This window comes from Pseudoclavibacter chungangensis (assembly GCF_013410545.1).
GTDB lineage: Bacteria > Actinomycetota > Actinomycetes > Actinomycetales > Microbacteriaceae > Pseudoclavibacter > Pseudoclavibacter chungangensis.
This window is the reverse complement of record NZ_JACCFV010000001.1, coordinates 533,650-545,447: the sequence shown is the minus strand read 5'-3', so window position 1 is coordinate 545,447 and position 11,798 is coordinate 533,650. Positions and strand designations below refer to the sequence as shown.

11 protein-coding genes are annotated in these 11,798 nt (G+C 69.7%); 7 read left to right on the top strand and 4 right to left on the bottom strand.

Annotated elements, in window-relative coordinates; translation table 11 throughout:
* Positions 1–15: 15 nt before the first annotated feature.
* The 4 genes from HNR16_RS02355 to HNR16_RS02340 form a co-directional block, all read right to left on the bottom strand.
* A complete protein-coding gene (locus HNR16_RS02355) occupies positions 16–1,095 on the bottom strand; it encodes an FUSC family protein (RefSeq protein WP_158039437.1) in 1,080 nt (359 codons plus the stop codon).
* 1 nt (position 1,096) lies between these two features.
* Entirely contained in the window at positions 1,097–2,230 is a 1,134-nt protein-coding gene (gene ygfZ, locus HNR16_RS02350; RefSeq protein WP_158039436.1) for a CAF17-like 4Fe-4S cluster assembly/insertion protein YgfZ, read from the bottom strand.
* Positions 2,223–2,834 carry a nitrobindin family protein gene (locus HNR16_RS02345; RefSeq protein WP_158039435.1) on the bottom strand — a complete coding sequence of 204 codons (612 nt, stop codon included), beginning with the start codon at positions 2,832–2,834 and terminating at the stop codon, positions 2,223–2,225. Before HNR16_RS02345 ends, ygfZ begins: the two co-directional genes overlap by 8 nt.
* A 136-nt stretch (positions 2,835–2,970) precedes the next feature.
* The gene (locus HNR16_RS02340; RefSeq protein WP_158039434.1) at positions 2,971–3,258 is read right to left on the bottom strand and encodes a hypothetical protein; all 288 of its coding nucleotides are present in this window, start codon (positions 3,256–3,258) and stop codon (positions 2,971–2,973) included.
* Between the two features lie 99 nt (positions 3,259–3,357).
* On the opposite strand from HNR16_RS02340, the gene HNR16_RS02335 reads away from it, so the two are divergent.
* The 7 genes from HNR16_RS02335 to pstA all read left to right on the top strand — a co-directional run bounded on the left by HNR16_RS02335 (position 3,358) and on the right by pstA (position 11,756).
* Complete coding sequence (locus tag HNR16_RS02335) at positions 3,358–4,050, top strand: winged helix-turn-helix transcriptional regulator (protein WP_158039433.1); 693 nt, start codon at positions 3,358–3,360, stop codon at positions 4,048–4,050.
* Positions 4,051–4,069: 19 nt separating this feature from the next.
* The gene (gene mshD / locus HNR16_RS02330; RefSeq protein ID WP_158039432.1) at positions 4,070–4,939 is read left to right on the top strand and encodes a mycothiol synthase; all 870 of its coding nucleotides are present in this window, start codon (positions 4,070–4,072) and stop codon (positions 4,937–4,939) included.
* 51 nt (positions 4,940–4,990) lie between these two features.
* Complete coding sequence (locus HNR16_RS02325) at positions 4,991–7,144, top strand: RNA degradosome polyphosphate kinase (protein ID WP_158039431.1); 2,154 nt, start codon at positions 4,991–4,993, stop codon at positions 7,142–7,144.
* 50 nt (positions 7,145–7,194) lie between these two features.
* On the top strand, positions 7,195–8,160 hold the full coding sequence (locus tag HNR16_RS18550) for an NUDIX hydrolase (RefSeq protein ID WP_158039430.1): 966 nt from the start codon (positions 7,195–7,197) through the stop codon (positions 8,158–8,160).
* A 235-nt stretch (positions 8,161–8,395) separates the two neighbouring features.
* Positions 8,396–9,487: a phosphate ABC transporter substrate-binding protein PstS gene (gene pstS / locus HNR16_RS02315; RefSeq protein WP_158039429.1), complete on the top strand. Its 1,092-nt coding sequence runs from the start codon at positions 8,396–8,398 to the stop codon at positions 9,485–9,487.
* Between the two features lie 122 nt (positions 9,488–9,609).
* The gene (gene pstC / locus HNR16_RS02310) at positions 9,610–10,638 is read left to right on the top strand and encodes a phosphate ABC transporter permease subunit PstC (protein WP_158039428.1); all 1,029 of its coding nucleotides are present in this window, start codon (positions 9,610–9,612) and stop codon (positions 10,636–10,638) included.
* Positions 10,638–11,756, top strand: a complete 1,119-nt coding sequence (gene pstA, locus HNR16_RS02305; RefSeq protein ID WP_158039427.1) for a phosphate ABC transporter permease PstA — start codon at positions 10,638–10,640, stop codon at positions 11,754–11,756. The genes pstC and pstA overlap by 1 nt, the downstream gene beginning before the upstream one ends.
* Positions 11,757–11,798: the final 42 nt, after the last annotated feature.

Below are 11,798 nucleotides of genomic sequence, written 5' to 3'. Positions count from 1 at the left end.
GCGGCGACGCTCCCGTCAGGCGACCGCCGGAAGACACGCCCTCGCGTCCGCCTCGTCGGCGCCGGCCGCACGCAGCAGGTCGACGAGGAGCGGCCGGCACTGCATGACGATCATGACCTCGCCGACGGCCGCGTCTGCCGGGAGCGCCGACGGTGAGCAGCGCACCGCGGCGAGCACGAACGTCTGCCGGGCGCGGGCGCGCATGCCGGGTCGATCGAGACCGAGGGCGAGCTCGCGCACACCCGACTCGATGTCGGCGAGCAGATCGGCGAGGTGCGGGCGTTCGACACCGTCCGCCGCGAGCGACCAGGAGCGCCGAGCGAGAACACGGAGATTGCGCACCGAGAGGTCGAGCATGGCGTGCAGGTCGGCGTTGTCGGCGAGTGACGCCCGCTGGCCCCGAAGGAACGGTGAGATCCGCGCGATCGCGGTCGCCGACTCGAGTGCCGAGTGCCAGCGATCCAGGATGGTCTGGGTTCCCCGCAGTTCACGCAGGGCGAGGCGCGCGGGCTCGTCGTCACCGAGGCGCAGGCCGTCGACGAGATCGGTCAGCGCACGCTCGACGGATTCGAGGAGCGCGCGCGTCTCGACGAGGACCATGCGTCGCGCGTCCCTCGGCACGAGTGCCGTCGACAGGATCGCGACCGCGCCGCCGATGAACGCGTCGATGATGCGCGAGTACTCCGGCACGCCGGGGGCGAGCGGGATGAGGGAGACGAGTGCGGCCTGGACGGTGGCCGCCGCCGCGAAACCGGTGCCGGGATGGATGAAGCGCGCGATCACCATCGACAGCACGAGGACGATCGCGAGCTGCCACACGCCACGCCCGATGACGACGAGCGCCGCGTTCGCGAGCACGACGCCGAACACGATGCCGAGCGCCGACTCGACGACGCGACGCGGCCGCGCGTCGCGCGCGAAACCGAGCGCCGTGATGCAGACCGTGACCGCGAGAAACGGGGTCGGGTGCCCGAGCGGGTAGTGGGCGATCGAGTACGCGGCGAGCGACGCGATCGCGATCTGGAGGATCGCGGGGCTCGAGTCGGCCACGCGCCGGATCGACTCGCCGAGGTCGAAACGGGCGAGCCCTGCCACCTCAGCCGCTCCGGCGACCGAGGCGTGGCAGACGGGGGACGTCGGCGGCGTGTCCCGCCTCGGGCGAGACGATCGCGGTCTGTGCGGCCGTGATCCCCTCGCCGTCGAGGTCCGCGGCGAGCACGGCCTCGGGGTCGAGCCGTCGCTTGACGAGCGCGAGCGCGATCGGACCGTTCTCGTGGTGGACACCGATGCTCGTGATCTGGCCGACGACGGCGCGGTCGGGATCGCCCGCGACGTGGAGGACCGCTCCCGCGGCGGGCAGCGCACCGAGCGAGCCGTCGAGGTCGAGGTGCACGAGTCGACGCGGCGGACGGCCGAGGTTGTGGACCTTCGCGACCGTCTCCTGTCCGCGATAGCAGCCCTTCTCGAGGTGGACGGCGCTGCGCGTCCAGTCGAGTTCGTGCGGGATCGCGCGCGAGTCGACGTCGCGGGCGAGGCGCGGGCGCCAGGCCGCGATGCGCAACGCCTCGAGCGCGTCGATCCCCGCCGCCGACACGTCGCCGACGCGGACACGTTCTGCGAGCGCCTCGAGCGCCGGGCGCTCGAGCAGGTGGACGTGGAGGTCCCAGTCGCGACCCGGGTGCGCATCGGTCGTCGCGTAGCTCACACCACCCACGCGTGTGCTCGCCCACTCGTCGTGCCACACGAGCGGCACGCCGTTCGGCGCGGCGGCCCCGAGCTCGCGGTCGCCGAACACGCCGACGGCCGCGACGATCTCGTCGGCCCGTTCGACGCGCACGTCGAGGAGGAACCGCATGCGGTCGAGCCAGCTCGCGAACTCGTCGGCCCGCGTACCCTCCGTGACGAGCCAGGTGGACTCCCCGTCGTCGAGGACCGCGGCGGCGTGCTCGATGCGCCCCTGCACGTCGAGAAGCAGCGTCTCGCCGCTCTCGCCCGGCGCGAGCGAGCGAACGAGGCCGCTCGTGAGCGAATCGAGCCAGGTCAACCGGTCGGCGCCGCGGAGCCGGATGACGCCGAGGTTGCCGAGATCGACGACCGCGCCGCCGCGCTCGAGCGGGCGCTGCTCGGCGACGAGCGCACCGTAGTGTGCGGGCGCACCGGCGTTCGGCCCCTCCCCCTCGACCGCGCCGGGCAGACCGAGGAACGGCGAGACGCGCGTCGCGTCAGTCACGCTTGGCCAGCTTCGCCGAGGCGTGCGTCGCGAGCTCTCCCCCCAGTGCCGCGATGTCCCACGCCCACAGCAGCTCGCCGCCGACGAGACCGTACATGCGCGTCGCCGCCGTGAAGGGCTTCGCGCCGGGGGACGTGACGACCGCGTCGGTCGCGAGGTCGATGCGCGGACCGCGCACCGTCCCGAGGTAGAGCTCGCTGAGCCCCGTGGGGTGCACGATCGCGGCCTCGACGTCGAAGCCACCCTCCGCGTTGCGGAGTGTCTCGACCGCGTCGGCGTCGGGGAAGCTCGGGGGTGCCGACGGCGGGAGGTAGCCGGGACCGACATCGCCCTCGTCGCGCGGGCGGGCGAGTCGCCAGAAGCCCGATTCCGCCGTCAGGGGCACGGTGTCCGGCTCGTCGCCCGTGCCCTCGACGAGCTCGAGGCGCGCCGAGTAGTTGAGGTAACCGAGACCGTCGTGGCTGAAGCTCACGTGCTGCCGGAAGTCGTGACGACGCGTGTCGCCGTCGACGTCGTACTCGATGACGCCGTCACCCTCCCAGACCCCGAGGAGCCACGAGAGGGGAACGATCTCCGGAGGAAGCCCCGTGGGGATGTCCATCATGTCGATCGACCTAGCTCTGGCCCTTGAAGAGGCGCACGAGCACGACGACGGAGAGCCAGCCGATCACCGCGAGCGCGACGACGAGCAGGCCGGTGAACGTGATTTCGATGGCGAGCAGCGGATCCATGCCGCCAGTCTACCCGTGCCCGTCGAGCACTCCCGCGCCGCCACCCATGAGGAAGTAGATGAGGGAGGCGATGGAGAGGATCACGAACGCCCCGACGAGACTGAGGCTCATGCGTCGCACGAATCCGCGAGACTCCTGCATGCCGAGCTGGATGACGCACGTCATGCACACGAGCACGAGCAGGAGCACGGAGGCCCACGTCACGTGACGCTCCGGGGTCGCGAGCAGCGGGATCGTGAGCACGCCGATGAAGGCCACGACCCAGACGACGGCGACGCTCACCCGTTCCTTGGTCATGCGCCCATTGTGCCGCACCGGGCCGTCCGATCCGCCGCCGGGCCCGCGTGCCCGTAGAATCGGATCACGCACTCGGCAGGACGAGCACAAGGAGGATGCGTGGCCGACATCCTCCTTCTCAGCAGACGTGGTGTCGACGACGTGCTCCCCGCGCTCGGCCTGCTCGCCCATCGGGTGCGCGTCCTGCCCCCGACCTCGTCGGCGCTCGCCTCGGCCGACGGCCCCGACGCGGTCGTCGTGGACGGGACACTCGATCTCTCTGCGGCCCGTTCGCTGTGCGGCGTCGCCCGTACCATCTCGCCCGACCGCGCACTCCTCCTCGTCGTGACCGAGGGCGGCCTGCCCGCCGTCGCACCCGCCTGGGGCATGGACGACGTCGTCCTGCAGACCGCGGGCCCGGCGGAGGTCGATGCGCGGATCCGGTTGCTCCGTCCGCACGCCGAGGCCGAGGAGACGGACGAGGGCGCGATCGTCGTCGGCCATCTCACGATCGACGAGCAGAGCTACACCGCGAAGTACCGCGGTCGCACGCTCGACCTCACGTTCAAGGAATTCGAGCTGCTGCGCTATCTCGCCGCGAACGCCGACCACGTCTTCACGCGGCAGCGTCTGCTGAGCGAGGTGTGGGGCTACGACTACTACGGCGGCACGCGGACGGTCGACGTCCACGTGCGCCGACTTCGCGCGAAGCTGGGCGATCACGAATCGGTCATCGGTACGGTTCGGAACGTGGGCTACCGGCTCCTGCGCGGCGGTGAACAGTCGCACGACGACGACGACACCGAGGACTGATCGGATCGGGGAGGGCGACATGACGGATCTGTGGGTGGACGAGCGAGCGGACGGCAGCGCGGAGGCGATCGCCGAACTCGCGCGGGTCGCGACGGCGCACGACGGCGTCGCGCCGTTCAACGACGACACGCGCCTCCGCCTGGAGGAGCGGGAGCTCGTGGCCGCGTGGCGGGCGGATGCACTCGTGGCCGCCGCGCTCGCGCGCCGGACCGACGACGGTGGCCTCGACGCGGAACTCGTCGTGCACCCCGCGCTGCGCGGGCAGGGCATCGGCGGGCAACTCGTCACGGCACTCCGCCGCATGGCGACCGGTCCCGTGACGGTGTGGTCGCACGGCAGGCTTTCGTCCGCGACCGATTTCGCGACGGAGCACGGCCTGACGCCGGTGCGCACGCTGCTCCGGCTGGCCCGCCCCCTCACCGAGGCCGACGGCGACGGCCCCGCCGAGGTACCCGAGGGGGTCGCGCTCGAACGCTTCGACGAGGAGCGCGACACCGACGCGTTCCTCGCCCTCAACGCGCGGGTCTTCCGCGACCACCCCGAGCAGGGCGCCCTCGACCGTCCCGGCCTCGACGCGAGACGCAACGAGTCCTGGTACGCGGACGAGGACTTCCTGCTCGCGCGGGATTCGAGCGACGGGCGCCTGCTGGGCTACAACTGGCTCAAGCTCGAGGACGGTGACGGCGAGGTGTACGTCATCGGGGTCGACGACGACGCGGCCGGGCGCGGCATCGGCCGTGCCCTCATGGCAGCCGGCCTCGCTCGCATGCACGCGGCCGGGATGACGCGCACGAGCCTGTACGTCGAGGGCGACAACGAGCGCGCACTGCGGCTCTACCGCTCCCTCGGCTACCTCGACGATCTCGTCGACGTGCAGTACCGCGCCTGACCGGTACGCCGACGATTGCTTCCGTTCACCGGCCGATGAGAAAGTGCACACATGACCCAGGAGATGCAGGACATCGAGACCGAGGAGTTCGAGGAGGTCGAGGGCGCACTCGACGACTCGCTGCCGCTCAGCCGATTCATCGACCGTGAGCTGAGCTGGCTCGCGTTCAACCAGCGCGTGCTCGAACTGGGCGAGGACCCGAGCGTGCCGCTCCTCGAACGCGCGAACTTCCTCGCGATCTTTGCCTCGAACCTCGACGAGTTCTTCATGGTGCGCGTGGCCGGGCTCAAGCGGCGCATCATGACGGGCCTCGCCGTCCCCACGCCCGCGGGCGTTCCCGCGGAGGACTCGCTCGCCGCGATCCAGCACCGCGCGCGCGAACTGCAGGTGCGCCACGCGAACGCGTTCAACGAGCTCGTCCGCCCCGCTCTCGCCGACGAGGGTGTCCACATCGTGTCGTGGGACGAGCTGTCCGAGGGCGAGCGCGAGCACCTCCACGAGGTGTTCTCGGAGCTCATCTTCCCCGTCCTCATGCCACTCGCGGTCGATCCGGCACACCCGTTCCCGTACATCTCCGGCCTCAGCCTCAACCTGTCGATCCGGGTCTACAACCCGCTGTCCGACAAGAAGGAGTTCGCGCGCCTCAAGGTGCCGACGGGCCTGCAGCGCTTCTACCCGCTGCCGAGCGAGTCGGGCGCGACCCGGTTCATCCTGCTCGAGGACCTCATCACGCACCACCTCGACCACCTGTTCCCCGGCATGACGATCCTCGATCACCACGTGTTCCGCGTGACGCGCAACGAGGACGTCGTGATCGAGGAGGACGAGACCGAGAACCTGCTGCAGGCGCTCGAGCAAGAGCTGCTGCGTCGCCGCTTCGGCCCGCCGATCCGGCTCGAGGTGTCCGAGGACATGGACGCCGAGACGCTCGAACTGCTCATGACCGAGCTCGACATCACCCAGAGCGAGCTCACCGTGCTGCCCGGGCCCCTCGATCTCGCGGGGCTCTTCGGCCTCGGCAAGGTCAAGCGTCCCGACCTGCGCTACGCGACGCACGTGCCCGTCACCGCGGCCGCGTTCCGGCCGACCGACGCGGGCGAGCAGCCCGACATCTTCGGCGCGATCGCACAGCGCGACGTGCTCGTCCACCACCCCTACGAGTCGTTCTCGACGAGCGTGCAGGCGTTCATCGAGCAGGCCGCGAAGGACCCGCACGTCCTCGCGATCAAGCAGACCCTGTACCGCACATCGGGCGACAGCCCCATCGTGCAGGCGCTCATCAAGGCGGCCGAGCAGGGCAAGCAGGTGCTCGCGCTCGTCGAGATCAAGGCGCGCTTCGACGAGCAGAACAACATCGAGTGGGGCCGCAAGCTCGAGAAGGCCGGCGTGCACGTCGTCTACGGGCTCGTCGGGCTCAAGACGCACTGCAAGCTCCTGCAGGTGATCCGCCAGGAGGACGGTCGGCTCGCGACCTACAACCACATCGGCACGGGCAACTACAACCCGAAGACGTCGCGCATCTACGAGGACCTCGGCCTGTTCACGAGGGACGAGGACGTGTCGCGCGACATCACGCGCCTGTTCAACCAGCTCTCGGGCTACGCGATCGAGAAGAAGTTCACGCGCCTGCTCGTCGCCCCGCTGCACCTGCGCAACGGCCTGCTCCGACTCATCGACGGCGAGCGTCAGGCGGCGCTCGAGGGCCGCGAGTCGGGCATCCGCATCAAGGTCAACTCGATGGTCGACGAAGTCATCATCGACGCGCTCTACGCGGCGAGCCGCGCGGGCGTCCCGATCGACATCTGGGTGCGCGGTATCTGCGGGCTCCGGCCGGGCGTCGAGGGCATGAGCGAGTCGATCCGGGTCCGCTCAGTCGTGGGCCGCTACCTCGAGCACTCGCGCCTGTTCTCGTTCGTGAACGGCGGACGAACGCGCGTGTACCTCGGCTCGGCCGACATGATGCACCGCAACCTCGACCGCCGCGTCGAAGCGCTCGTGCGCCTCAAGGACGAGCAGCACCTCGAGGAGATCGCGGCCATGTTCGACCTCGCCATGTCCGACGGGACGGCGACCTGGCACCTCGGCCCCGACGCGGAGTGGACGCGCCACTCGACCGATGCCGAGGGCGGCCCGCTCGTCGATCTGCACGACGAGATGATGCGCCGGGTCGCACGTCGTCCGCGCCCGAGCCTGCGCCGCTCGTAGGATCGGATCGACCGCCGCCGCCCCAGGGCGATGAAGAGAGATCGGAACCGATGACCACCGTCTCCACGACCGACGAGCCGACCGAGCTCACCTCCGTGTACGCCGCAGGAGCCGTCCTGTGGCGGCAGGAGGGCGACAAGATCCGGGTCCTCGTGATCCACCGTGACCGGCACCGCGACCATTCCCTCGCGAAGGGCAAGGTCGATCCCGGCGAGACGCTGCCCGAGACGGCGGCGCGGGAGGTGCTCGAGGAGACGGGCTATCCCGCGACGCTCGGCGCACCGCTCGGTTCCGTCGAGTACGACCTGCCCTCCGGACGCCGGAAGGAGGTCCACTACTGGACCGCCGAGGTGACCGAGGAGATGTTCCGGGAGCACCCGTTCACGCCGAACGACGAGGTCGACCGCGTCGAGTGGCTGTCGGTTCGCAAGGCTCGCAAGCTCGTCAGTTACGAGCTCGATCGCGATGTGCTCGACCGCTTCCAGGAGCGCGTCGACGCGGGAACGCTGCGCACCTTCGCCGTGATCGCGCTCCGACACGCGAAGGCCGTGCCGCCGCTCGGTTGGCCCGGCGACGACGCGTCCCGCCCGCTCACCGCTCGCGGTGTCGAGCAGGCGGAACTCGTCGTTCCGATCCTCCGGGCGTTCTCGCCGCAGGTGATCCTCTCGTCCGACGCCGTGCGGTGCACGTCGACGGTGCGACCGCTCGCCGAGGCCATGGGCATCGAGCCGCGGACCGTCCCGGCCATCTCGCAGAACGCGTACGACGACGGCGGGGACGGTATCCCCGAGGTCGTGCGGGACGTCGTCGCGTCGGGTCGGACGACCGTCCTGTGCAGCCACTCCCCCGTGATCCCCGAGATCGCCCGCGAGATCGCGCTCGCGGCCGGGAGCCCGGCCGGCGCGGCATCCCGCCACGCCATGCTCTCGACGGCCGAGTGCGTGCTCGTGCACCTCTCGACGGAGCACCCCGACGGCGGCATCGTCGCGATCGAGGAGCACGGCCCCCTCGTATGACCGGGGCACCCGGGTGGCCCCTGGGAATCCCACCGAACGACTGGATCGGGCGGGCGACCGAGGTCGCCCGCCCGATCCGTTTCCCGAGCGGTGATCAGCGGATCCGCAGCCGATTCCCGGCGCGTTCACCTGGCGTTCACCTCAGGAGGGACGGCGCGTCATGTCCGGCACCTAGCTTTCCCTCGGAGCCGGGAACGGCCCCCAGACACCTGATTCACCCTTGAAGGGAAACTCAATGAAGCTCACGCGCATCGGCGCCACGCTCGCCATGACTGCCGTCGCAGCGCTCACGCTCGCGGCCTGCGCGACCAACGAGACGCCTGCGACGGGTGGCGAGGGCCAGACGGCCGGCGACCTCACCGGCACGCTCGCCGGTTCGGGCGCCTCGTCGCAGGGCACCGCGCAGACCACCTGGATCGCCGGTTTCCAGGCCCTCCAGCCCGGCATCCAGATCAACTACGCCGGTGGTGGCTCGGGTGCCGGTCGCACCGACTTCCAGAACGGCACGAGCCAGTTCATCGGCTCGGACCGCGCCTTCAAGAAGGACGAGATCGAGGCCGGCGGCTTCTCGGGCTGTGCCGATGGCTCGGACCTCGTCGAGATCCCCGCCTACATCTCGCCCATCGCGATCGCGTTCAACGTGGAGGGCGTCGACAAGCTCACGCTCGACCCCGCCACGCTCGCGGGCATCTTCGCCGGCACGATCACGACCTGGAACGACCCGGCGATCGCCGCGACGAACGAGGGCGTCACGCTCCCCGACCTCGCGATCAACCCCGTGCACCGCTCGGACAAGTCGGGTACGACCGGCAACTTCACCGAGTACCTCGACGCCGCGGCCCCCGACGTGTGGACCTACGGCTCCGTCGAGGAGTGGCCGATCCAGGGTGGCGAGGCCGCCCAGGAGACCCCCGGCGTGCAGAACGCCATCAAGACGGGGAACGGCACGATCGGTTACCTCGACAACTCGGCCGCCGGTGACTTCACCATCGCGAGCCTCAAGGTCGGCGACAAGGTCGTCGAGCTGTCGCCCGACGCAGCCTCGGCCGTCGTCGACGCGTCGACGATCGAAGAGGGTCGCGCGCCGACCGACCTCGTCTACGACCTCAACCGCACCGAGGAGGGCGTCTACCCCGTCGTGCTCGTCTCGTACCTCATCGGCTGCGCCGAGTACGCCGACCCGGCCGTCGGTGCGAACGTCAAGGCGTACTTCGAGTACGTCGTGAGCGCGGACGGTCAGAACGCCGCCGCCGAGACCGCGCACTCCGCGCCGCTCTCGGCCGACCTCCAGAAGAAGGCCGCCGAGGCCGCCGGAGCCATCAAGTAGCGATTCCCTCGGCAACGGTGCCCGGTGACGAGCGTTGAACGCTCGTCACCGGGCACCGTCGCACCATTCACGGGTGTCCGCACCCACCGACTGACCCTCCGAGCAAGGAACACGTCCCGCAGATGACTGCCGACACCATCAAGAAGGCCGAGGACACGGCCCCACCGCCTCCGCAGGATTCCCCGACACCGCCGAGCGGCAAGGCTCCCAAGCGTCCCGCCGACCTCGTCTTCGAGTTCCTTTCCACGTTCTCCGGATCGCTCATCCTCGCGATCCTCGCCGCCGTCTTCTTCTTCCTGCTCGTGCAGGGGTTCCCCGCCTTCCTTCCGGATGCCGCACACAACAGCGAGTTCATCGAGAAGTCGACCAACATCGCGAACCCCGACGGCGAGGGCAACTTCTTCTGGTACGTGCTGCCGCTCGTCTTCGGCACGCTCTGGGCCTCGCTGCTCGCGCTCATCATCTCGGTGCCGATCGCGATCCTCGTCGCACTGTTCATCACGCACTACGCGCCCCGGAAGCTCGCCGCGACCCTCGGCTACGTCATCGACCTGCTCGCCGCGGTCCCCTCGGTCGTCTTCGGCCTCTGGGGTGCGACGGTGCTCGGCCCGTTCGTCGCACCGTTCTACGCGTGGCTGAACTCCAACGTGGGATGGCTGCCGCTCTTCTCGGGCGACGTCTCGTCGACGGGCCGCACGATCCTCACGGCGGCCATCGTGCTCGCCGTCATGATCCTGCCGATCATCACCTCGCTCACGCGTGAGGTCTTCCTCCAGACGCCTCGCCTGCACGAGGAAGCCGCACTGGCCCTCGGCGCGACGCGCTGGGAGATGGTGAAGATGTCCGTGCTGCCGTTCGCCCGCTCCGGCATGGTCTCCTCCGTCATGCTCGGCCTCGGGCGTGCGCTCGGCGAGACGATGGCCGTGGCCATGGTGCTCTCCGCCTCGGGCGTCATCACCTTCCAGCTCACGTCGAGCACCAACCCGTCCACGATCGCCGCGAACATCGCGCTCTCGTTCCCCGAGGCCTCCGGCCTCGACATCAACGTGCTCATCGCCTCGGGTCTCGTGCTGTTCGCGATCACGCTGATCGTCAACTCGATCGCGCGCTGGATCGTGAGCCGCCGCAGCCAATTCTCCGGAGCGAACTGATGACGACCACCACCAACTCCCCCGCGCCGGCGACGCCCGGCACGCCGATGAAGAACGCACTCGCGTCGGGTCGCCTGCACACGCGGACGCCCTGGGTCATCCTCGCGGGCTCGCTCGCGGTGTCACTCATCCTCTTCTTCCTCGTGGCGGCCGCGAGCGGCCAGTCGACGAACTGGACCGGCGCGATCGTCGTCGGCGGTCTGCTCAACCTCATCGCCACGTGGGTCGTCTCGCGGGCCGTCGAGGGCGGGCGCCAGGCCGCGAACCGCTTCGTCACCGCGCTCGTCTCGACGGCGTTCGTGCTGGCGCTCATCCCACTCCTGTCACTCCTTTGGACGCTCATCTCGAAGGGCATCGCCCGCTTCGACGGCACGTTCTTCAGCTCGTCGATGGTCGGTGTCGTGTTCGAGGGCGGCGGTGGCATCCACGCCATCATCGGCACGCTGCTCATCACGCTCACCGCGACGATCATCTCGGTGCCGATCGGCCTGTTCACGGCCATCTACCTCGTCGAGTACGGCAAGGGCTGGCTCGCCCGGGCGATCAACTTCTTCGTCGACGTCATGACGGGCGTCCCGTCTATCGTCGCCGGTCTGTTCGCGTACACGCTGTTCATGCTCATCCTGAACACGCTCGGTCTGCCGCTCACCAACGTGCGCAACGGCTTCGCCGGCGCCCTCTCGCTCACGGTGCTCATGATCCCCACGGTCGTGCGTTCGAGCGAGGAGATGATCCGCCTCGTCCCCAATGAGCTCCGTGAGGCGAGCTACGCGCTCGGTGTGCCGAAGTGGCTGACGATCTCGAAGGTCGTCCTGCCCACCGCGATCGCCGGCATCACGACGGGTGTCATGCTCGCCATCTCGCGCGTCATCGGCGAGTCGGCGCCGCTGCTCATCGCCGCGGGCTTCAACACGTTCATGAACTACAACCTGTTCCAGGGGCCGATGATGAGCCTCCCCGTGTTCGTCTACCGCTCCTACACGCAGCAGGTCGGCGCGGGCGCGGAGAACATGCTCAACCTGGCCTGGACCGGCGCGCTCGTGCTGTTGCTCATCGTCATGGTGCTCAACCTCGTCGCCCGGCTCATAGCCCACTTCTTCGCCCCCAAGGGCCGTTAGTCATTCTTCTTCGCCCGTTCGGGCAGCGAGTCAGTAAGGAAC